General features: G+C 28.9%; 20 protein-coding genes and 3 tRNA genes. 5 read left to right on the top strand and 18 right to left on the bottom strand.

The genetic code is table 11. From position 1 onward, the window contains the following. Positions 1-2: 2 nt before the first annotated feature. From CXF54_RS03905 to CXF54_RS03890, 4 genes are all read left to right on the top strand, one after another. Complete coding sequence (locus tag CXF54_RS03905; protein WP_101202524.1) at positions 3-2,198, top strand: ATP-binding protein; 2,196 nt, start codon at positions 3-5, stop codon at positions 2,196-2,198. Further along, on the top strand, positions 2,198-3,241 hold the full coding sequence (locus CXF54_RS03900; protein ID WP_101202523.1) for a helix-turn-helix domain-containing protein: 1,044 nt from the start codon (positions 2,198-2,200) through the stop codon (positions 3,239-3,241). Before CXF54_RS03905 ends, CXF54_RS03900 begins: the two co-directional genes overlap by 1 nt. A gap of 76 nt (positions 3,242-3,317) precedes the next feature. Next, positions 3,318-5,129 (top strand): DUF262 domain-containing protein, encoded by a 1,812-nt coding sequence (locus CXF54_RS03895; protein ID WP_101202522.1) that lies wholly within the window; start codon positions 3,318-3,320, stop codon positions 5,127-5,129. A 41-nt stretch (positions 5,130-5,170) separates the two neighbouring features. Continuing rightward, positions 5,171-6,640: a restriction endonuclease gene (locus tag CXF54_RS03890; RefSeq protein ID WP_101202521.1), complete on the top strand. Its 1,470-nt coding sequence runs from the start codon at positions 5,171-5,173 to the stop codon at positions 6,638-6,640. A gap of 61 nt (positions 6,641-6,701) precedes the next feature. On the opposite strand, the gene CXF54_RS03885 is transcribed toward CXF54_RS03890, so the two are convergent. The 3 genes from CXF54_RS03885 to dndC are packed head-to-tail and all read right to left on the bottom strand — an operon-like array spanning position 6,702 to position 10,535. Next, positions 6,702-7,103 (bottom strand): DndE family protein, encoded by a 402-nt coding sequence (locus tag CXF54_RS03885; protein WP_101202520.1) that lies wholly within the window; start codon positions 7,101-7,103, stop codon positions 6,702-6,704. Next, entirely contained in the window at positions 7,087-9,174 is a 2,088-nt protein-coding gene (locus tag CXF54_RS03880) for an AAA family ATPase (RefSeq protein ID WP_101202519.1), read from the bottom strand. Before CXF54_RS03880 ends, CXF54_RS03885 begins: the two co-directional genes overlap by 17 nt. Further along, on the bottom strand, positions 9,171-10,535 hold the full coding sequence (dndC, locus tag CXF54_RS03875) for a DNA phosphorothioation system sulfurtransferase DndC (protein ID WP_198551039.1): 1,365 nt from the start codon (positions 10,533-10,535) through the stop codon (positions 9,171-9,173). The genes CXF54_RS03880 and dndC overlap by 4 nt, the downstream gene beginning before the upstream one ends. Positions 10,536-10,689: 154 nt before the next feature. Between dndC and CXF54_RS15780 the strand changes: the two genes are divergently transcribed. Continuing rightward, on the top strand, positions 10,690-10,854 hold the full coding sequence (locus tag CXF54_RS15780; RefSeq protein WP_198551038.1) for a hypothetical protein: 165 nt from the start codon (positions 10,690-10,692) through the stop codon (positions 10,852-10,854). Between the two features lie 33 nt (positions 10,855-10,887). On the opposite strand, the gene CXF54_RS03870 is transcribed toward CXF54_RS15780, so the two are convergent. The 15 genes from CXF54_RS03870 to CXF54_RS03800 all read right to left on the bottom strand — a co-directional run bounded on the left by CXF54_RS03870 (position 10,888) and on the right by CXF54_RS03800 (position 22,209). Beyond that, positions 10,888-11,565, bottom strand: a complete 678-nt coding sequence (locus CXF54_RS03870; RefSeq protein WP_101202518.1) for an NUMOD1 domain-containing DNA-binding protein — start codon at positions 11,563-11,565, stop codon at positions 10,888-10,890. 10 nt (positions 11,566-11,575) lie between these two features. Further along, positions 11,576-12,631: an AAA family ATPase gene (locus CXF54_RS03865; RefSeq protein WP_101202517.1), complete on the bottom strand. Its 1,056-nt coding sequence runs from the start codon at positions 12,629-12,631 to the stop codon at positions 11,576-11,578. A gap of 267 nt (positions 12,632-12,898) precedes the next feature. Continuing rightward, complete coding sequence (locus tag CXF54_RS03860; RefSeq protein ID WP_101202516.1) at positions 12,899-13,624, bottom strand: hypothetical protein; 726 nt, start codon at positions 13,622-13,624, stop codon at positions 12,899-12,901. Between the two features lie 208 nt (positions 13,625-13,832). Then, positions 13,833-14,087, bottom strand: coding sequence for a hypothetical protein (locus tag CXF54_RS03855; protein ID WP_101202515.1), 255 nt, complete (start codon positions 14,085-14,087; stop codon positions 13,833-13,835). Positions 14,088-14,143: 56 nt separating this feature from the next. After that, on the bottom strand, positions 14,144-15,127 hold the full coding sequence (locus CXF54_RS03850; RefSeq protein ID WP_101202514.1) for a DUF3871 family protein: 984 nt from the start codon (positions 15,125-15,127) through the stop codon (positions 14,144-14,146). Then, positions 15,111-16,004, bottom strand: a complete 894-nt coding sequence (locus tag CXF54_RS03845; protein WP_101202513.1) for an AAA family ATPase — start codon at positions 16,002-16,004, stop codon at positions 15,111-15,113. The genes CXF54_RS03850 and CXF54_RS03845 overlap by 17 nt, the downstream gene beginning before the upstream one ends. A 107-nt stretch (positions 16,005-16,111) precedes the next feature. Further along, entirely contained in the window at positions 16,112-16,456 is a 345-nt protein-coding gene (locus tag CXF54_RS03840; protein WP_198551037.1) for a hypothetical protein, read from the bottom strand. A 131-nt stretch (positions 16,457-16,587) separates the two neighbouring features. Beyond that, the gene (locus CXF54_RS03835) at positions 16,588-16,902 is read right to left on the bottom strand and encodes a hypothetical protein (protein WP_101202511.1); all 315 of its coding nucleotides are present in this window, start codon (positions 16,900-16,902) and stop codon (positions 16,588-16,590) included. Beyond that, positions 16,899-17,339 carry a hypothetical protein gene (locus CXF54_RS03830; protein WP_101202510.1) on the bottom strand — a complete coding sequence of 147 codons (441 nt, stop codon included), beginning with the start codon at positions 17,337-17,339 and terminating at the stop codon, positions 16,899-16,901. Before CXF54_RS03830 ends, CXF54_RS03835 begins: the two co-directional genes overlap by 4 nt. After that, entirely contained in the window at positions 17,326-18,147 is an 822-nt protein-coding gene (locus CXF54_RS03825; protein WP_101202509.1) for a hypothetical protein, read from the bottom strand. The genes CXF54_RS03830 and CXF54_RS03825 overlap by 14 nt, the downstream gene beginning before the upstream one ends. A 211-nt stretch (positions 18,148-18,358) precedes the next feature. Continuing rightward, a complete protein-coding gene (locus CXF54_RS03820; RefSeq protein ID WP_101202508.1) occupies positions 18,359-19,567 on the bottom strand; it encodes a site-specific integrase in 1,209 nt (402 codons plus the stop codon). A gap of 196 nt (positions 19,568-19,763) precedes the next feature. Next, a tRNA-Arg gene (locus CXF54_RS03815) sits at positions 19,764-19,837 on the bottom strand. 29 nt (positions 19,838-19,866) lie between these two features. Further along, positions 19,867-19,941: transfer RNA gene (locus tag CXF54_RS03810), tRNA-Pro, on the bottom strand. A 46-nt stretch (positions 19,942-19,987) separates the two neighbouring features. Further along, positions 19,988-20,076 (bottom strand) — tRNA-Ser (locus tag CXF54_RS03805). A 90-nt stretch (positions 20,077-20,166) separates the two neighbouring features. After that, complete coding sequence (locus CXF54_RS03800) at positions 20,167-22,209, bottom strand: HD family phosphohydrolase (protein WP_101202507.1); 2,043 nt, start codon at positions 22,207-22,209, stop codon at positions 20,167-20,169. Positions 22,210-22,237: the final 28 nt, after the last annotated feature.

The raw sequence follows: 22,237 nt of genomic DNA, 5'->3' as shown, positions 1-22,237 counted from the left end.
TTATGGCTTCAATAATAAACAGTATTTCCTTTAAAAACTTCTTCAACTATTATGGTGAGTTTGAAGATAACATGTATGATTTAAAAGAAGGAATTAATATTATAGTAGCTGATAACGGAGCAGGAAAATCAAAATTCTTTAATGCTTTTTTATGGCTATTTAATGACCAAGTGCTTGACTCTGATGATAAAATCAGAAAAAACATAAAAGATGTTTACGTAAAAATCTTGTCTGACAAAGCCAAAAATGAGACACAAATAAGAGATACAGTAGATTGTGCAATTCAGGTTGAATACACATATGGTAAATTACATAAATTCCAAATTATTAAATCATTTACGCTTACCAAATTAAACAATGATATTTCAGATCCAAATAGTTGGCAGTTTACTATAAATGACACTGAAATAAACAAAACAGACTTAGTACTTACAAAATATAAGCCTGTTTATGATGAAGATGAAAAAAGAAAAATAATTGATAGGTTAATACTTCCTAACTTTAGGAAATATTCATTTTTTCAAGGTGAGGAAGTTGATGACATTATTGATTTTTCTGAAAAAGACAGTATTGAAGGTGCTGTACAGAATCTAACTGATATTAGTAAGTACAGAAAACTTGTTGACTTAACAGAAGAGTTTAAAATTAAAGCTGAAAAAGATCTAGCCAACCAAAACAATGCAAACGATCAACAAGCAAGAGATTTAAATAATGCAATAGCTGAGAAAGATAAAGTCCGTGAGCAACTAAAACACGAAACAAAAAAACTTTCTGAATGGGAAATAACTTTTTCTGATGCCGAAAAAGAGAAAAACAATCTTGATAAAATTTACGCTAATGCAGACAAAAGAAAAGAACTTGATGATAAGTTAAGACCTTTAAATAAAAAACTTAAAGACAAAGCGGCAGAATTCGAAGAGTTTCTAGACAGGTTAAATAATAAGTTTTTTGATGGGAATTTTTCATGGATTGCTATGGGCTTTGATAAAACTGTCAAAGACTTCAGAAATTTAAATGATAAATTCATAGATGAAAGGTATAAGAAAAAAGCTCTTTTAGATATAGAAGAAAGTCCTAATAATTACTTTCACTTTTTACCTGTAAATTCTCCTGACGCTGTTTCTATTCAAAACATGATTGACAATGAGCATTGCTACGTATGTGATAGACCCGCAAAAAAAGGAAAACCAGAACATGATTATCTACTCAAATTAAAAAATAGACCAATTGAGTCTGCCAAAGAGAAAACATTTGTTAAAAATGATTTAAAGGACTTTTTTGGAAATATTCAAATTCAAGCACAACCATTCTATAGTAGAATTCCTGATGTAAAAAATAGCATTATGCTAACAAAGGAAAAAGAACAAGAATTAAAAAGGCAGATTAATCAAATTAAAGAAAGAATTAAATCTTTAAAAGACCAGAGAAAAGACATTTTTGTTGGAGGTGAAGATTCTGAAACATCAGATTCACAGATTCTTTCTAACTATCATGGAGCTATAAGAAGAATGGAAAATGCACGTTCTAAAATAGACGACATTATTAGACCTAAAATAAATAAGTTAAAAACAGATATTCATAATATAGAAATTGAGATTGATGCTCTAAATAGTACTCAAGATATTCCTCAAGGCTATAAAGACAACTATTCAATTGCTATAGATTTAGCTAAAGCTACTTTAAATGCTAAAGATAGAGTCTATGACAATATGATTAGTTTACTAGAAGAACATGCCAATCAGCATTTCAAAAATCTTACTGTAAATAATGATTTAGCAGGAGGTATTTTAAAATTTGAAAAAACACCTTCGGGCTCAATAAACTTCAATTACTCTGACAGCAATAACAATATTGTATATGGTAGTTCTGAAGGATTCCAGCGTATGAAAAAGTTCTCAGTAGTTATGGCTATCATTTCTGCCAATAATTCTGAATATAACTACCCTTTACTTGCTGATGCACCAATTTCTGCATTTGGTGAGGGATTCACAGAAGGATTCTTTGAAGCTACTGGTGAAGTTTTCCCTCAAAGTATTGTCTTAGTAAAAGAGATTTACAAAAGAAATGATGATATGAAAATTAATGACTTAGGTAAGAGGTTATTAAAAGATAGTAATGTAAAAACTATGTATGTAAATCATGTTCCAGAAGGTGCTGAACAAATTGATTTAATAACTACAAAAACTAAATTAAAATAATGAACTCAGAAGTTTTTAAAAATCTTATTACAAAGAGAAGACCTAAATATGCTAAGAGTAGAATCCCTGTAATTGAAGCATTTGCTAATAAAGGAAAATCTAAATCAGAATATAGTCAATTTGGGCCTATATATGAGTTATATATTTATGCTTTTGTTATTGGTTTAAAGAAAAAAATTCAATTACCTCTTCCTAAAGGAAATATGACTAAAGATTTCTTAGAGATTGGTAAATGGAAAGGAGGCTCTAGTTTAGTAGATTTCCTTTTAATGACAATTTTCACACATTGTGAAGAAATTGGTTTTAAATGGAATGAACTAGAAGACATGGAAGAGCCTGAGCTAAACAAAGTGGTAGATGATATTATTACTTTTATTGAAAGTTATGCAAATGGTGGTTTAGAATATTTACAACAAGAATATAATGATAACAAATTGCTAAACAGCCCTTATTTGTTTGTTGACTTACTAGCAGAAAATAGTGAATTTATTGAAGAAGATGATTCAATTAACTTAGAAATTGAAGAAGCAGATGAAGATATAGTTTCATCCACTTTAAGTTTAATAAAAGCTGGAGAATCTCCCAATACTGAATTTAAGTCAACCCTTAGAGTTAATCTTCACACCAATAAACCTGATGATAAAATGGAACTTTCCTGTATAAAAACTATTGCAGGTTTTATGAACACAAAAAATGGAACATTGTTAATAGGAGTAGCTGATAACAAAGAGATATTAGGACTAAACACAGACTTTGAATCTTTTGGAAATAAACCAGATTTGTTAGATGAATTTCAAAAGCATCTAGATAATTTAGTAGAAAAATATATTGGAAACTCAGCTTATTCTTTAATTAGAATTTCTTTTCCAGAACTAGAAGGTAAAATGATTTGTAGAATAGATGTTGATTTCAGAAAAAGTGGAGCTATTTATGTTAAAAATAAATCTAAAAATACTGAAGAATTTTATATCAGAAGAGCTGCATCCACTACAGCATTAAACCCAAGTGAAATGATTAATTACATTGATAATCACTGGAGTTAATATTCTTAGAGCAGAATAAGAAAGAGAGCTAAAGAACTCTCATTATATGTTTATTGATTTATATAACAACTAAAAAATGCAAATAAAACCATCAATTGTAGACTTTTCTAAAATATTATCAGGAGAAGAAACGAAATATAGAATTCCAAAATACCAACGTGACTATTCTTGGAAATACAATGAAGAAGTTGAAGAACTGTGGAATGACATTATGTTCTCATTCAAACAAAAGACAGAATATTTTATTGGGAATATTGTGTTAAATGCTAATGGAGATATTGATTCTGCAACAGAATTTGATATTGTTGATGGCCAACAAAGAATTACTACATTTTCCATTCTATTCAAAGTTATTAAAGACTATGCTTCCTTTTTTACAAAAAATCATGGTGAAGATGAAATTTATGATAAATGGAATTATGATCGAGATTACGATGAAGTATTTAGAGTTGAAAAAAGAGTAAGTGATAGACTTGTTTATTATGGAGAACCTGACAACTATTATTTGGAATTGAATGAGAAAGACAATCCAGTTTTCAAAAGGGAAATTATTCAAACATCTAAAATCTTAAGAACTGAAGATGACTTAAAGATAATTTCAAATGATTCTAGAATTTTAAAAACTAAAAAATTCTTTGCTTCAAAAATTTTAGAGCTTTTTATTAAGAAAAGTGATGGCGCAACAGAACTTCATGAATTTATCTCTCATTTAATTAAGAAACTCAAAATTAATGCAATTAAAGTTGGTGAAGACTATGATGCTTACTTGTTATTTGAATCCTTGAATTCAAAAGGAATGAGTTTAAGTCAAGCTGATTTAATCAAAAACAAAATGTTGATGATATGTCAGAAAGATGAGTCAGTTCAAAAAAATGTTTTTGAAAATTGGAGTGAAATCATCTCTAACCTTAAAGAATCAAATAACACAAGTATAGTAGATTTTTTCTATTATCATTGGCTTGCCTTTGAAAATTCACCAATTACAAAGAAAACTCTCTATAAAAACGTTAGACAGAAACTTTTGAGTATGTCGCCTAAGAAGATAGAAAAATACTCAAAACTTCTAGTTGATACTTCTAATTCATATTCTTCTATTACAAATGTAGATTTACAATACCCTTCTAATAAATATAAAAGTCGGAGCTTAGAACAATATTTATCTGAAATACAACAGCTAAAATACTCTATTTGTATCCCCGTAATTCTATACTCCAAATACAAAAAGGTTAAAATCATTAAGGAAATTACCGAATTAAGTGTTGCTTATCTATTCAGAACAATTACTGTTGGAGAGTTACAAGTTAGAAAAGCAAAAGAAACTTTTGATGAAGTATTAAAATATTTGAAATCAGATACAAAACCGAAATTAGGAAAAGTTCTCCAAATTTTTAATGAAAATCTAGAAATTGACAACACAACTTTTAAGTCAAAGTTCGTCCAAAAAACTTTTTCTAATGGGTTGGCAAGATATGCTTTAGCAAAAATATTACAAAACAATCTGGGAAGTGAAACCATGATTTATGAGGTGGATTTGGAACATATACTTCCTCAATCCTACAAAGAACATTGGAGTGATTTTGATTTTAAAAAGAGAAAGCCTGAAGATGTAATTAATAATATTGGTAATCTTACACTTATTAATCCAAGAAATAACAAAAAAGTTCAAAATTACAGCTTTGATAAAAAAATTGATTTTTTCAAAGAAAAGACTTCTGGAGATGATGGTAAAAGCACCTCTATTCCTTTAACATTCGATATACATAAATCATATACTGAGGCTTCAAAAAAGAAGACTTATAAGAAAAATGAGTATTGGGATACTGTGAAGATAGACAAGAGGGCTATTGATCTCTCAATGCAAATTGAAACTATATGGAAAATAAAGTAGTATGGATAGCAAAAAAATGATGATTAAAAAAGCTCTTTACATTGAAAAAAAAAGACATTAGTTTAGTTCGATTTATTGAAAAGTTATGTTCAGATGCAGAGTTAGAATTAGAAAGAAGTACAGAAAATTATTTTAAGATAAATACTGACCAAGCTTCTGGAATATCTATTATTCTGAATATTGAGGAACAAAATAAATTATCCTTTTACTTTATTCAAAGAACCTACGACGTATTCTATGAAGGAGATAGGACAGATGCCCATGTAGTATTAAGTCTAATGTTTAGTGTTTTCTTAAGGCTAACTGATTCTCCAATTTCATCTTCCTTATTTGATATCCCACACCCAATGATTGAAGATGAAATTTGGGGTAGATATATTATGCCTGACCAAATGCCATTTTTTTTAGGCTCTTTAAGCAATTTTCAATTACGTAATAAGATAAAAGATTTAATCGGTGTAATAACTATATGGCGGTTAATTTTTTGGAGGACAGCTGGATGCCCTTGTAAAGATTGTATGCAACAGGAAAATAGTAGAGATTATAGAATAAAGGATGATCTAATTAAAAAAACTAAAATACTATATGGAGATTCCCCGCATATTAATTATGGTAGTCGAATGAGACCAAATTGGCATTATCTGTACGACATGGAGAATGAAGTTACTGTTATTGAATCCATAGAGTTGTCAGAATATCTCGAAATTATTCTAAAAAACAATGCACTAGCTGAAAACACAATTCAGGGTGTTAATGGTAATCTTGTTGTAGATAAAGAAGTAAATAATTTTATATCAAATACTGTTAGAGATGAATTCTATGAATTATTTAAATCGTTGAACAATAGTATTAAATTTAATGATACTATTATCCCTCTAGAAAATATGTTGGTCTCAGTTTCAAAACCATATATAATAGCATTAGGTAGGTTATCTGGACGATTTGAGTTTAAAGCAGAGCGTGAGTTGTTAAGAAAAAGGCATAATAAAGAAGCTGCGTTATTATTTCCTATACCATCATTTGTTTGGATAGAAAAAATTTGTCCAGAGCAGTTTGAGAATATGATAAAAGCTCTTTTAGAAAGAGAACCCGGAGTGAAAAATGTAAGAAAACCTGCGCCAATTAATCAAGGTGATAAAGGAAGAGATTTAATTATAGAATGGACTGTGTTTGATAAAAAAGAAATATCTGAGATCAATCCTCCAACAAAAACAATCAGAGTAGTTGGGCAATGTAAGGCTAGTAATAATTCTGTTGGAAAAAGTAAAGTTACAGATATAAGAGATACAATTGAAACTCATAATTCTAATGGTTATTTCTTAGCGGTGTCTACTCAAATTACTGCTCCATTAACTGAAAAATTAGAATCACTTAAAAACAAAGGCACATGGACAGAATGGTGGAATCGTGAAGAGATTGAATTTCGTCTTTCAAAAAACCAAGATTTAATTCCTAATTTTCCAGACGTTATCAATGTTAAGCATAGAATTAAGTTTGTTGATAAAGATTAAAAAAGGATTAGACTTTTGTCTAAGTCTAATCCTTGATTCTTAAAATTAAAATATAAGAAAGTCAGTCTTGTATTAATTCACTAAGACCAAATTCTATCTTCTCTACTAAAAAGTCAAACCCATCAATATTAGATCTTTGGTTTAGCTCCTCATTCAATAATTGAAGTCCATCATCAATATGCATTTTCACATATTTAGGTAAGTCTTTATCTGTAATATGGATACCATAGTGCAGAGCAATCATACCTAAGTAATAATCTAGATAATCACCAAAAAGCACCGCTTTAGAGTAATCTTTACCACCTGAATTTTGAATATCTTCTAACTTTAAAACCCTATCTTGAGACAAAGAATGTGCTAATGCAATTCTAGAAATTATATTTTCCGTGCCAAGATTAAGTCTACGTGTAAGTTTAGATACAACCTCTTTATTTTCTTTACTCGTTTTAATATGTGTAAACATCTTTTTCTTTTTTAAATTCTTTAAATAAATTATTTACACGAGTAGAGATAATCTCAGACCCATTCTCAGTATTATGAATTAAGAACGCTTTATTTAAATTAGGTTTTAATAGCTCATACTCTGCTTCAGATAGTTCTTTTTCCAACAAAGGAAATAGTACTACTTGCTCTGAAATAGATGGATAAAACTCTTTAATAATGTTTTTAGAGTGGTACTTATCAAACTTCTGTAAAGGACTATCTATAAATACAGGAAACTTAATTCCAGACTCATCAACCAAAGCTTTTAACAAAGCTGTTGCATAAAGCTGTTGCTCTCCTTTTGATAAAGAGTCCTTGTCTATAACTTGTCCTTTTTTGTCTAATAAATCAATGTCCATAACATCATCTATAATGTTAACTCTAACATTAGAAATGAAATCTTTTTTATGCATCAATTTCTTTAAACCTAAAGACACTGATTTTTGTAGAGAGTACTTTTTATCCTCCTTGATTCTTTTAATTAACTCATTAATCTTAACTAACAACTTTTGGGTGACATCATACTTCTTTTTATCTGTCTCTACTAAATTAAAGTTTTTCTCATATTCAGATCTCACTTTTTTATGTGAAGTTAGCTTCAATCTTAATCCACCAACTTCTTCTAAAAGATTATTCTTTTCATTTAGAAAATCTTCAATTTTAGTATCAGCATTAGTCTTTTCATCTCTAAACTGTCTAGCTAAATGATTGTCTTTTCTGGCTTCTCCTTGCTTAATTTTTTTATTAGTTCTACTAAGTAAAGCTCTATTGATTTTCTCATCTTTAACGATAGCATTAAACTGACTTAAAAACGTTGTTTTAATGTTATTATAAATGGCTTCAAACGCTCTAAAAGACTCTTCATTAAACTCTAGATACACCTTACCTACTTTCGATTTTGAATCTTTTTTCTTGAATTTAGACCTCATCGAATTGGTTATAGCTTTTTCAATTTTATCTTTAATTGACGGATCTAAATTTAATAAGTCTTGATTAGCCAGAATACTTGTTGAGAAAGATTCTAATTCTTTCTTTAAAAGCTTTTCTGTTAAAGCACCATATAAATCATCATTTTCTAATACAAGTTGACTGTATAACTTACCAAGATGCTTACCAGCTATTACAAGTGGTGTAAGGTCTAGTAGTTTTCTTAAATCTTGTTTTATACTAATAGATTCTTCTTTTAAACTGTCACGCCTAGATTTAAGCTCTTTTAACTCTTCTAAAGTGATGGAATTCCCTTCACGAATTAACTTTTCTTGAAGAGAGTCACTTTCAGATTTTAAAATAACGAGATGTTTATCTATTTCATCTTGCTTATCTTGATTATGATTAATTAGTTTTTCTAATTCCTCCTCCTCAGATAACAGTTCTTTTAGTTTATATTCCTCAAGATCTGAAACACCTCTTCTTCTAAGTTTAGTTATAAGTGATTCTAAGTTGTTTTTAAGCTCTTCATACTTTTTAATTCCTAAAACTTCAGAATATGCTTTACTTAAACTTCTTAATTCAGATTTGGATTTAGCTTCTGCAAGTGATACTATTTTTTCAGCATCAAAAAAGAAGAACTTAGCAATTTCTCTAGGCAAAATAAAGTCATTTATAAAAACTTCAAAGCCTACATCTTTAGTTAACTCATTTTCATCTCCATCTATAAGAATCTTTAGTGTTTCCTGTTGGGTTTTTAAGCTATACGTTCTAATAATATTTACTGTTCTACATGGTATTGAAGGTATTAATAAATCTTGTAACTCAACTTCTACTGTAAAAGTAGATTCTGAAGATTCATCCTTACTATCTCTGTTTACTAATGACAGTAAATAATTATCATATCCTCCTATATTCTTGATATCCTTTTTATACTTATCCTCAACTTGAGTCATAAGTTTTCCATAAAAACACCATATTAAAGACGTTAAAAATGTTGTTTTACCAAAACCATTTTTACCTGCAATAATACTTATGTTTTTATCTCCTTTAGCTGAAAGGTTCAATTCATTTTGTCCCTTATATATCCTAAAGTTATTTAGTTTTATTTTACTTATTTTCATAATTGATTTTCATTAACAAAAGACTCAATTCTATTTTCAACATCATTATGCAATCCATACTTAGAAATCATAAGAGTCTTTGTTTCTTGAAGCGTTATTAAATTATCTATTAAATGATAATATGAAGCATCTTCTTTACAAACCTCTTTTAAGATTCTTCTTTCTGTATCATCTAATGATTTGATATTATTAGTACTAATATCTTTATTGTATATTTTCTTATAAATTTCACCAACAGTGAAATCAAATTCTAAATCCCTATTCCACATTACTTGAATAGCAATTAACTCTTGATTAGTTATTAGGGTTACGTGAGGTCTTTCTAATTGAACTCCTTTTTGTATTTCTAACAATTCTCTTAGTATTGTTGCTCTGTAATGCATCTCATAATTACCAGATCTGTGACCATCTTCATCTACAGCAGGCATTCCATTTCTTCTCGTGGTAGATCTGTTTTCACTAACATTTCTATTTTCTACAAGACCATCTCTGAATTTTAATAGAGGTTCCATCCAATGCTGACCATTTTCAATTAAAGCTGTCATTGATTTATCTTTCTTTACAACAGTACATGTCCAGCATCCAAATCTACTTTGACCACATGAAGAATGCGTTTTATTTGTAACCACAGTTGGGCACTCATAATCATCTGCACTTGCATCTGAATATATCTGAAATAAAATAGAGTTATCAAATCCCCAAGGTGATTTAACGGTATTAATTACATACCATATCTCCTCAAGTAACATTTCTTTTATTGGCGCATACACATATGTGTTTGCATTTGTATTATGCTTAGATAATCTCCTACCTTCAACTTCATGCTTCCTCATAGATCTCTCACGAGTAGCACTTTCCTCATACCTAGTTCCCAGTAAAACGACTGCTTCACCTTTTTCATCTATTTGTTCTAACAAAAAATTAGATGTTGGTCTAATTTTAAGCTTATCTGTACACCATCTAAACGTATTATTTGGTACAGGATAACCTTTACCTATTACGTTAATCCAAAAAGACTCTTCCAATTTAGGTACTGTCTTTTTTACTATAATAGGAATTCCCTGATCTCTAGCTCCTTCTTCTACCTTAGCTAATACATCATCAATATAACTAGATATTATTGGGTTCTCAACCATAGTGTCATTACATACTACGTATACAGGTCTTCTTAATTGAAATGGATAGGGTAAAGTTTCTTTTATTCTCTGTAAAGCAATCCAAACTAAAGTTAATAAAACTGTTGAATCCTTTCCTCCACTAAAACCAATAATCCATGGTCTATCTGTTGTATCTGCGTAAGCATATTGGTCTATAATTTCAGAAATTATACCCTCAACTTTTTTACTTCTAATTTTTATCATAATATTATGTAATTTTCAAAATTAATCATATTAACGTCAAAAGCCAATATGTGTGTAATTTATTAGTGATTTAATTATTAACATGAGCATGTTTTTAAATTTAATGTAATTTTCAAAATGAAAATTCGACTAAATAGTTGTTAATTATATTTCTATGAAGGATAAATCAATATGGCTCTCAAGTAAAGAGGCTCAAAAAAAAGCAAACATAAAAAGTTGCGATTTAATGCATTATAGAGTTCAAGGCAAACTTGAATTTAAAAAACGAGGTAATGCATATTATTATTCAAAAGAAAGTATTGAAAAAAATAAAGCCTAATACATCGTTATACTAGGCTTTAAATTTAAACTATTAGAGATAACTCCACATAAAACCTCCTGCAGTTTTACGTTCCCCTCTACAAACTTTAGATATAGATGTTTTGTTAACTCCTGTAAGCCTTGAAGCTTCACTAACAGACTTAAACGTTTTTATTTCCACTTTACTCTCATTGTATTGTGTTACACACTTGTTTCTAGAGTCTATTAATGGTTTAAATGGTTCTTTATACTCATAGCTCCAATAGAAATTATTGAAGTTCTTATTGACGCTTAAACACACCTTAGACAATGATTTTTTATCAATATTAAATTGCTGACCGGCCTCTGTTAGAGAATTATAGGTGTTCACCCACATTCCAGTTTCTATATTGTATTGATAGACTTGTTTTGGTATGCCTCCTCCTCTATCTTGATTATATAATTCAGTTTCATTACTGTAATTAAATATATAATTAACTTCTTTTTCAGCTAATTCATTATTGTTACTTGCTGTATCAATAGTTTCCCATGTAAAAGCATCTACTCCATAAAAAGATATGGCTTGATGTAAGGGTTTTTCTGAATTCTTAGACACCTTTTTATAGTGCTCTAGTTTTCTCTCTTCTAAGCTTCGTGTAGTAGCTCCTATGTAAACATAACCTGTTTGTATGTTTTCTGCTTTATATATTGTGTATTTTTTCTTCATTTCCTCCTGCATTATTTCCTTCATTTTAAATCTCTTAATATATATTAATAAAATATTTTCCTTTTATTTCATTATCCATATTTATACTACCATCCTCTTTCAAACTTTTTATAACAGTATACAACGTTTGTTTAGAAAAAGTGTTGGTTTCTACAAACTCACTTTTAAGTTCACTCGTTGTAATAGATTGACTACCTTGACTATGTTTACTCAATATGTAATCAGTAACTATATTTTTATTTTTATCATTCTTTCGTCCATCCGTTTTAGCTTCTGTATATAAATCATAGACATTAGACTCTCCCAGTCTTACAACATTATAATTGTCATCGAAAGAATACGTGATTGCGGCATTATTTTCTTTACCAGAATCTTTATTATACAAAATGCAAGAATAGGTTCCTCCTTTTGCTGTTGGAACATTACCAAGACCTAATGCAAAATCAAATTCTTGTGTAATTATTCTACTTCCCGCTATACTATCTTGCGTCATTGGCTTATCATTACCTTTAATGTTATGGTGAATAATAAAAGTTGTTATATTTAAATGAGCTACATAGTGTTTTAGTTTTCTTGTAAACTCTTGGGCAACCACACTCCTTTCGATTTCTCCAATACACATATGCGTTAAACTATCTATAAATAACACTTCTGGATTTATTTTTTTGATATATTCTTCTAAATTCTCCCAATCTGAATCATTCATTAAATATTCAGGAAATTCATCTGGAGCAACAAAATAATTTGAAGCAAACAATGCTTTCTCTTTTTCATTTAAGCTATCTATTTGTGCTGAATTACGTCTCCCAATTCTCCATAATTTTTCTTCTAAATTTATGAATAGTACTTTTCTAGGATTTGCATCCAATTCATAACCATAAAATTCATTTTTTCCAACAGCAAGTGACATCGCTAAATTTTCAGCAAAAGTTGTCTTTCCTGTTTTTCCTACTCCTGTAATTAAACCAAATGCGCCTTCAATAATACCATTCCAAAGTAATTTAGGTTCTGGTAATTTTTCATATTGATTTATTAAATCAGCTCCTGATCTAATTTTAAATTTTACATTCTCTACATTTTCTCTCTTCATTATATTTAGTAATTATTAAACGAAGCCCTATCTACCAGTCAAGGTAGTCAAGCTTGTTTAGGTTTATCAGTAACTATCAAACTGATGTTATCTTATAATTTGAGGATAGTTTAAAATAAATTTAAAAGATAGAGAGGCGTCTAAATGACAATATAATTGGAGTCTTTTTAAATATCCTGCTTGCATCTTCTCTTTCATTCTACTCAAATTCAATACAAAGCTACAAACTTTAATTCCTTTTTTAGGGGTCAAAAAAACTTCCCCAAATTACACATTAAAAAAATCATCATTAAACACTACGCTAAGACGTTTTAATGCTGGCGTTTCTGATCTTCCTGAAGTCGTTTTAAAGTCACTTAAATGTTTTTTAGAATCTTTTATAGCTAAAGCCATATCTACCTTTGACCACTCACACATATGATCAATAACTCTCCCTAAGTCTGCATTTGAAATATCCTCTATCTGTTTATTCTCCCTTAAAAGATGAAAAAAATATATGACATCAGTTCTATTCCAATTAAATTGAATTTTAGTTTTTACATGTGGATAGGGATTTAATAGAAAACCCTCGATTTTCTTTTCTAATAATTCTAATTGCCTGCTTAAAACATTAATTACTTCTGGGTGCAGGTATTCAGATTTATTTAATAACTCATTTGTGACTCTTATGTTCTGTATGTTTTTTTTTGCTAAACCAGATTTTTGCTCTTTTAGTAACAGTAGCTTACTATTTATTTCTCCAATGAAAGATCTAAAATAGAACTTATGCATTATATCAATATTAGGTTTAATAAATCCTTCTATAAAAGAAACTTCACGATAGTTTTCTTCCCCTTCAAAATTAACATCATTAATAATAATAGTTCTGTCAGCAAATGGTTCGTTTAATTTTTCATAAAAACCATTACGATAGTCTGCTGAAGCAAAAAACTCTTGAAGCCTACAGTAAGATTTTTTAGAAGTAAAATCAGTAAATTTAAAATTTTTAAGCATTATTTAGAAAGGTGTTTAATTAATGTTGCATTGCATGAATTGAATGTACAATATATTATAAATAAGACTTAACACATACAATGCAATTATTAAATTCTGATTACTTTTCAGTATTTTATAATTTAATGACCAAAAAAAGTCTCAAAAGAATCGAGTAAAGAAAATACAACATAAGGGTCAAATCAATATTGAATTATATATCTAAAAACTAACGCTCTAATAGTATCTCGAAGTGAAAATAGTAGTAAGCTATATTTTTAATGATATACACTGTTTGTAGTTCTTGGGTAACTTTTACTTCTTCAACAAAAACCACTTGCTCCTTTTTAAGCAACCCAATATTACGGTTTGCTATTGCTTTAAATGGACAGTAAAGAAGTTTTAAAGTATTATCCCATGTAACCACATAAAGCTCTTTAGAAGAGCTGTATTTAAGTGAAAAAGCTAGTTCTTTATCAGTCATTTATTAATATTTTTATGTGTTATACTCAAATCTGAATTACACTTGTTAGCTATATATTAATTATGAAGGTACCAGCATATAGCATCGTTTTTAATCGATTCTACTAGGTGATTTACGAATGCGTAGCAATTAACATTACGCTCAAAATTAGAATCTATGTAAGAGCTTTTATTAGCTTCTGTGAATAAATTATATAAATTCCACATGTTAATACTTCCATCTTCACTCCTTTTAAAATTTAAACAGTTGTAATAATCTTTTACAACGTTATTAATTTGAGAATCATTTAAATTAATTAAAAATTTACCTTGCTGCTCTACCTTATCTAAATGCTGAAACATTCTTGTTTTCCCTACTAGACTAGCAAATTGATTTTCTGTTAAACTATAATTAGACATTGTCTGCATTGCCTTTAAATGAGAGTCTTTATTATAATTACTAAGTAGATTATTAATGTTTTGGTTTAAATCTAAAATAGAGCCTATTCTAATTTCATTTGTGAATCCGTCACTGCTAACACATAGATTAGTACAGACCTTATTTTGGAAGCCAACAAACATTTTAAATTTCTCTAAGCTTTTTTTACTGTAAAGATTTTCTTGATTGTACGCTCTAACACCACCAACACATAATGACAATTCATTACCATTAATAACCTTTTTAAACTCTGGGATTTCAATTACAAATGCACAGCGCTCATAATAGATTGTCTTTTCATGTTCTAATAATTCTTTTGCAGGTTTACCAATAGCTGTTGGGACTCTACCTTTTACTACATGGCTAACTCTAATGTCTGGTATTTTAGGATTAGTGTTAGGAAATTGAGACTTAATCAGTTCTAAGGTTTCATTAATAAACTGAAAATGACTTATTGTGGTTTCGTTATCTTTAGCAAAAACAGGAATTGTACATTTTTCTTTAAGATGCTCTAAGCTTACTATTTCTGTGTTGGCTTCTATAAAACTACTAGAAGTGCTATTAGTTACTTCTAAATGACTTAAAACCATATTTTTAACGTTGTTATTAGCTATCAATTCCATTGTTTTCTGTTTTTATTGGGTTTACAATTTCTTTTTGATCAATTAATTGATTCTTTAAAGCTTCGAGTTCTTCTTTACGTCTTAAAACAAGTGACTTAATCTCTGATTGCACACTTGAATGTTTATCATAAATGTGTTTTAAATCTATTATTGAAGAACAGTTTTTTATCTCTTGAGTAATCTGTTCTATGGATATACCTTCATTACACCAAGCTATAAGTTTTTTTCCTGTAGAAGCATTTATTATAAACTCAGGTTTATTAGTAAACAATCCTGTTCTGTCCTTTGATACTTTAGCCAAATGCTTATCATTTATAATTTCAAAATCAACAGTTAACTCATAACTAAAACCCTCTCTTGTTATATCCTTTAAACCATGTTTTATAACTTTAGTTTTCCCGTTAGAATCTCTATCCATTGAATAGTCCATTTTCTTTCTAACTGTGGTAACAACATGGCAATTCGATTTTAAAATAGCGTCTATAAAGGATTGGTGTCTTGGTGTAACAATACTCCAATCTGCAAATCTCCCACCTAGTTTAGAATGCATATCCAAGCAACCTCCAGAACCAGACCATTCCATAGTTATACTATCCACAATAATGACTTCAATATTCTCTGATGCTTCACACGTATTAATAGCCTCTATGTAACGCTCTGGACTATAAGGAGCCTCTAATGATAGCACATTGTAGTCTCCTAAATGCGAGTATAAACTAGCACTCCCATTCTCTGTATCAATTATGGCTATTTTAGACCAATCGTTTGTAATTCCATACGCTAATAATAATGCGCTGTAAGATTTTCCAAACCCACTAGCTCCGCTTAATCCAAGTCTTAATTTTACTTGATGCCTTTTGGCTTGTTGTAATTTCATATATTATATATTTAATAAAATTAGTAGCTATATAATCGTTTTATATAGCACAAAAAAAAAGGCTCTAACCTAAGCTAGAACCTTTTATACTGTATTATTTAGAGTGATTAAAATATCAACTCTTTCTTTACCACATTATTATTAATAATGCTTTCCTCTTCTCCCATATACTCGTAACGGTGAGATAACTTAACAATTTCTCCTGTACTTTCTATAGTGTACTCATACGGATCAACTTCAATCTTTTGAACTGAGCCTGGAAAATCTGTTCCAATCAATGATTTGCATACTGCTTCATTAAATGTACAAGACATCCTTGCTGTTCTAGCTGTTAAATAAGTCTTATTAGTACTTTGACTTTTTACAGCTTCTAATCCTCCTTGTACAATAAGCGTACAAAAACTTTTTCCTTCTTCTGTTTGATAGGTTTTAAAATCTACAATTTTTACCATGGTTTGTTTAATTTTTAGATTTAACAATAAGCACGGGCTATCTGCCCAAAACCAACAAAGCGTGGGGGTGTTTTTAGGTTACTTATAAAGAAGAAACTCTTAAAAAAAATAAAATAAAAATTTAAAAAAAATTAGAATGGAATACCATCAACACATTTTGTAATGGTAAATCTAGAATGTTGAACGTGATGAATTTTATATCTAACAATAAATATCATATCTTCTGTTAGAACACTAAATTCATTATCATCTTTATGGATAGAAATTTTAAACTTACTTACGTCTTTTGCTTCTGCTATCTCAATCAGAGTGGTAATTTCTCTTTTAATGTGATAATAAGTTTCAGTTCCTTTATACACTGTATTGTTTTCTAACAAGGATAAATAGTTTATATCCAAATTATAAATTGATTTTAAAACTATATTTTTAAACTCTTCCTCTATCATTTAACTTTCATTTTAAGGATATAATAGTTTCCAATATTACTTGCTAAAACTAAACCATCCAATTCTTTATGCATTACACCATACTTTTGGGTAACTTTATACTCTATTAGATTTTGGTAATTTACACCTGTACTAACTAAATTAAATTTGATTGGTAATTTACTTTTTAAGCCTACAAGAATTTGATTACCAATAGACATCTTTGAATTGTTACAAAAAACAATTTCTAAATCGTAAATGACTATACCCAATGTATTAATCAATCTATTTGAAACTTTAATTAAATCAACTTTAGAAATTCTTGAAAACTCTATTTTTAAAATTCCTTTATGTTTTTCTGTGATAACGCAAGATCCTTCATATTCGTCAAAGAAATTAATTATGTTTCTCTTTGATTTATTATATCTAAAAAAATTAAGCATATTATATAATTTCATTTTGTGAAATAACATCAACAACTACAATACCTTCTTCTTTTTTATCACAATAAACTGTTGCCAGTTTTGTTTCTTGTAATTTATAACCTAGTTCCTTAATTACATGTATTTCTGTAAAAACATTGGTGGCTTCTTCAAATTTTCCGTTGATAAAAAAATCTTTTGCTTTATTTTCAGAAAAACTATTAAATGCATCAACACTAATTACAGCTTCATTTAAATATTTGGTAAACTGTACTTTCCTAATAACTATATTATGATTAGCTCCTACTATTAATTTTACTCTTTTAGTCAATATGGAAACGGCTTTCCTTCTAGTAACCTCCATTTCTTCTTCATTCAAATTAATACCTAGCTTATCATTTATAACACCCCTGGAAACATTATCAATTATTTCTAATAATTCTCTTTCTTCTAGTTCTAGCTCTAACTTTTTCTTTAACAATTCTAATTTAAATAAAATAGAATTTGAATTAATAATATCAATCGCTTTTAATGTTGTAATACTATTCCCTTTTATCTCGCCAAAATCGTCTTCAATTTCAATCAAACTTTTTATTTGATAGTCCGTAAGATCTTTCTTGATCATTTCAGAAATTAATTTCTTTTTTTGTTGAGCCATATCTGCTCTATACTTATAATCATTTTTATTAGTTTTAGCTCCAAATTTAGAAGCCTCTACCCTCCTTGCTCTATGTGGATTTGTTTTTTTGTATTCTTGCCATCTCTCTTCAGTGTTATTTGATAGGTAAGAATCATAAATAAATTTACCTATCACTATTAAAACTACTATTATTAATACTGTCATACTATATTTAATGAATTTGTATTTATACTATTATTGTTATTTTTAAATGTATTTTTATTATTACTAATTATTTTACGGTTTTCCTCAATTAGCCATTTTTTATTATAGAATATTATTAAAATATCATACAACTCAAGATGAGTTGCGTTATGTTAAGCTAGACAAATCTATTAAATATTATTTACTATCTTAAAATATAGAATTATGATACTTACCTCAATTTTTTGTTAAGTTTTTTCATTTGTTTACTAATATTCTGATTCACAACCTTACCATAATGAGCTTGAGTTATATTCATATTTGAATGTCCCAATAGTTCTGATACAATCTCCATAGGGACATCATTATAAAGCAACACTGTGGTAGCAAAAGTTTTTCTAGCTATATGATGTGTTAATCTTTTATCTATGCCCAAAAGCTCTGAGATCTCTTTTAAATAAGAGTTGAATTTTTGGTTTGAAATTACTGGAAGTAATGTCTCTACTTCCAAATTTTCATACTTCTTTAAAATTAATTCAGCGTTACTTAATAATGGTATAGAAATAACTTTTTGAGTTTTCTGACGTTTAATTTGAATCCATTTATTTCCATCAAAATTAATAATAACGTTTTCACTCTTTAAATTCGCCATTTCTAAATAAGCTAAACCTGTATAACAACAAAAAACAAACATATCCTTGACTTTCTGAAGTTTATCTTGAGCAAAAGAATGATTTTCTAGAGTCCTTAATTCCTCTACGGATAAATAGACTATCTTAGTTTTATACTTTTTATTTTTATATAAATTAAAAGGATCTCTTTGAAGATAATTCTCAGCAATAGCAAATTGAATAATCTTCTTTACTCTTTGGATGCTTCTATAAATTGTTGCTTGTTTTAAATTGAGTTCTGTCTTAAAATAGTATTCTAAATCCATTATAAATTTTAAGTCCAATTGTTTTAATTGAATATCTTTTTTATTGTAAAATTTAGATATAAAACCGGCTACTTTTCTTCTACTTTCGACATATCGACTCCAAGATAATTCGTTAAAATCTATACCTATTAATTTTTTAGTTTTATCATTATGTAAATCATAAGCTCCTAAAATGGTAATTTCTGTTTTAACATCTTCTCCTTTATATTTTCTGTAAATATCATCTACATCAAAATCATTTGGTAGAATTTGGAGCATTAAAAAAGCCTTATCTATCTGTTGATAAATAAGGCTTAGTTTATTGTTTAAAATTGTGTTGTCTACATTAATTGGTATAGGCTTTTGTTTATGATTATCCCAATTAATTGGATTTAAGAACATTCCAGTTGCAAATTCTTTCCTTTTTTTAAGATATGTAATTCTACATCTTACGGGGCACTTTCCATGTTTATTTAATCTAGATTTCTGCAATAGAAACAAGATTGAAACTTTATAATTATTCATATTGTTTAGATTTTATTTTGGTACACCTGAAGTGAAAATGGTACACCTTATAGCACACTTAAAAAGATGTGTGTTTATTAAATATTAGATTGTATTGAAATTGTATTTATAGCCCAATAAAGGCTGTGAAGTATAATAAAACAGAAGAAAACTATAGAAAACAAAAAAGCCTCACTATTTCTAGTGAAGCTTTGAGTGAGCCCTTCAGGATTCGAACCTGAGACCGCCTCCTTAGAAGGGAGGTGCTCTATCCAGCTGAGCTAAGAGCCCGTAGTTTTATTGTTTCTACGAAAACAGTGTCGGGGTGGCAGGATTCGAACCTGCGGCCTCCACGTCCCAAACGTGGCGCGATAACCGGGCTACGCTACACCCCGAAAAACGGTTATCTTAAATCAAAATACAATTTTGATAAAAAAATTGCGGAGAGACAGGGATTCGAACCCTGGGTAAGTTTTAACACCTACGACGATTTAGCAAACCGTTCCTTTCGGCCACTCAGGCACCTCTCCGTTATTGTAATGAACTTGCAAGTAATTGCGGGTGCAAATTTAGAATACTTTATTAAATATCACAACCTTTTTTCAAGTTTTTTTTGAATTTTATTCAGGATATTCAATTCTCAAATGGTAAATATTTGCAAGCTTGCGCTTTAGCACTTTTTTAATTGATTCAATTTCTTTAAAAGTTATGTCCGCATTTAAAAATTGACCGTCATCTTTCTGTTTATTTATGATATTTTCGACAAAATTATCAATTTTACTAGAGGTTGGCTCCTTCAAACTTTTAGAAGCTGCCTCTACACTATCACACATCATTAATATTGCAGTTTCTTTACTAAAAGGTTTTGGACCTGGATATGTAAAGTCATTAATGTCTACATCTTCATGATTGGCTTTCTCCTTCATATAAAAATAATAGACCTGACTTGTACCATGGTGCGTTCTAATAAAATCAATAACACGATCTGGTAAATTATTTTTCTTTGCTATTTCAATACCATCCAAAACATGATTTATAATTATTTTAGCGCTTTCTTTTGGCGATAATTCATCATGACTATTAATTCCTGAAGATTGATTTTCGGTAAAATACGTCGGAGACTTCATCTTACCAATATCATGATACAATGCCCCTACTCTAACTAACATCGCATTCGCATTAATTTCGTTAGCAGAAGCTTCAGCTAAATTAGCAACATTTAAAGAGTGATGAAACGTTCCTGGTGCTTTATTAGACAACTCTTTTAATAGTTTAGAATTAGTATCAGACAATTCTAATAAAGACACATCGGACACTAATCCAAATAACTTCTCGTAAACGTAGATTAACGGTTGTACAAATAGCGTGGCTAATCCACATAATACAAATAACCCAAAAGTTTCCCATTTCAAATTATCTATACTAGCTTCATGAATTACAAAAAAGGCGAAATAAGCGATGATATACACCAAAGTAATCTGACCCACGGAAATAAATAAATTTGCTCTTTTATATAGCTCTGATACCGTTAGGATGGTAACAATACCCGCTATGATCTGAAGAAACATATACTCATAACTATTAGGCACTATAGATCCTAACAATAATACGGTAATAACGTGAGTAAATAATCCAAGACGTGCATCAAAAAAGGCTTTTAAAACTAAAGGTAATATCGCAATTGGAACCAAATAAACGTACTCTGAATTGTAGTTAACAATCAAAGTCGTTAATAATACCATTATAAAAACATTAAAAAAGATGAAGGTTACTTTTGTGTTATTTTTATAAACATCTAACCTATATTTTCTTATAAAAAGCAACAACATTAATAGCGCCAAAGCTACTAATAAAGTATAAGCAAAAATTATCCAATTATAACTTGACTTACTCCACACTTGAGATTCGTATTCTTTAGATAAAGATGTTAGTACTTGATACTTTTCGTCATTAACAACTTCTCCTTTAGAGATTATTAAAGTCCCTTTATCCACTACACCTCTATTCTTAGAAACCTTACTTAAAGATTCGTTTAAAACATTATCTGTTAAAGCACGATTGTAAGTTAAATCCGATTTTATAACATCAAAAAACAAAGCGGTTAATCTATTAGAATACGCTTCTAAAGAACTTCCTTTTAATTCTTTATCAATCGTAGTTTTTATAGCACCTAATTTTTGTAAATTAGAATATGTAGTTATTTTTTTCTCAACATTATCTACTAAAATAACTACTTTATCTTGATCATTTAAATCTAAATCTTGACTTAAAATACCATATTTATAAAAGTCCTTTAAAATAGAAAACCCTTTAGATTTTATCTTTTTATAATCCCGTAGTGTATCATTAAATACTTTGCCAAAGTTCTCTTCAAAACTATCACTAACTTCTGCTGCTAAATCTGCTTTCTTGTTAAAAAAACGACTAGTTTGAGAAGTAATAATCGCATTTTCGTTTAAAACTTCAACATTAGATTTTTGAATGGCAAAATTAAAAGGAGCGTACAGATTTTCTGTTTGCCAAGGCTTACCTTTCTCAAAATTATATTTAAACCGTCCACTTTTAGGAAAAATAAAGACTATTAAAATAGTAGTAACTACAAATAGTAATATTTTATAAAATTGCGAATGATTTTTATAAATCGCGTTAATATGATCTTTCATGCTTAAAACTCGTGTTTTTCAAATGTAA

Source organism: Olleya sp. 1-3 (assembly GCF_002836085.1).
Lineage (GTDB): Bacteria > Bacteroidota > Bacteroidia > Flavobacteriales > Flavobacteriaceae > Olleya > Olleya namhaensis.
Note: the sequence above shows the minus strand (reverse complement) of the source record. Positions and strands in the feature narration are given on the sequence as shown.

Bases quoted from the DNA above. Each gene is read 5' to 3' on its own strand.
- CXF54_RS03905 (WP_101202524.1), top strand. From the start codon at position 3: ATGGCTTCAATAATAAACAGTATTTCCTTTAAAAACTTCTTCAACTAT.
- CXF54_RS03900 (WP_101202523.1), top strand. From the start codon at position 2,198: ATGAACTCAGAAGTTTTTAAAAATCTTATTACAAAGAGAAGACCTAAA.
- CXF54_RS03895 (WP_101202522.1), top strand. From the start codon at position 3,318: ATGCAAATAAAACCATCAATTGTAGACTTTTCTAAAATATTATCAGGA.
- CXF54_RS03885 (WP_101202520.1), bottom strand. From the start codon at position 7,103: ATGTTTACACATATTAAAACGAGTAAAGAAAATAAAGAGGTTGTATCT.
- CXF54_RS03880 (WP_101202519.1), bottom strand. From the start codon at position 9,174: ATGAAAATAAGTAAAATAAAACTAAATAACTTTAGGATATATAAGGGA.
- dndC (WP_198551039.1), bottom strand. From the start codon at position 10,535: ATGATAAAAATTAGAAGTAAAAAAGTTGAGGGTATAATTTCTGAAATT.
- CXF54_RS15780 (WP_198551038.1), top strand. From the start codon at position 10,690: ATGAAGGATAAATCAATATGGCTCTCAAGTAAAGAGGCTCAAAAAAAA.
- CXF54_RS03870 (WP_101202518.1), bottom strand. From the start codon at position 11,565: ATGAAGGAAATAATGCAGGAGGAAATGAAGAAAAAATACACAATATAT.
- CXF54_RS03865 (WP_101202517.1), bottom strand. From the start codon at position 12,631: ATGAAGAGAGAAAATGTAGAGAATGTAAAATTTAAAATTAGATCAGGA.
- CXF54_RS03860 (WP_101202516.1), bottom strand. From the start codon at position 13,624: ATGCTTAAAAATTTTAAATTTACTGATTTTACTTCTAAAAAATCTTAC.
- CXF54_RS03855 (WP_101202515.1), bottom strand. From the start codon at position 14,087: ATGACTGATAAAGAACTAGCTTTTTCACTTAAATACAGCTCTTCTAAA.
- CXF54_RS03850 (WP_101202514.1), bottom strand. From the start codon at position 15,127: ATGGAATTGATAGCTAATAACAACGTTAAAAATATGGTTTTAAGTCAT.
- CXF54_RS03845 (WP_101202513.1), bottom strand. From the start codon at position 16,004: ATGAAATTACAACAAGCCAAAAGGCATCAAGTAAAATTAAGACTTGGA.
- CXF54_RS03840 (WP_198551037.1), bottom strand. From the start codon at position 16,456: ATGGTAAAAATTGTAGATTTTAAAACCTATCAAACAGAAGAAGGAAAA.
- CXF54_RS03835 (WP_101202511.1), bottom strand. From the start codon at position 16,902: ATGATAGAGGAAGAGTTTAAAAATATAGTTTTAAAATCAATTTATAAT.
- CXF54_RS03830 (WP_101202510.1), bottom strand. From the start codon at position 17,339: ATGAAATTATATAATATGCTTAATTTTTTTAGATATAATAAATCAAAG.
- CXF54_RS03825 (WP_101202509.1), bottom strand. From the start codon at position 18,147: ATGACAGTATTAATAATAGTAGTTTTAATAGTGATAGGTAAATTTATT.
- CXF54_RS03820 (WP_101202508.1), bottom strand. From the start codon at position 19,567: ATGAATAATTATAAAGTTTCAATCTTGTTTCTATTGCAGAAATCTAGA.
- CXF54_RS03800 (WP_101202507.1), bottom strand. From the start codon at position 22,209: ATGAAAGATCATATTAACGCGATTTATAAAAATCATTCGCAATTTTAT.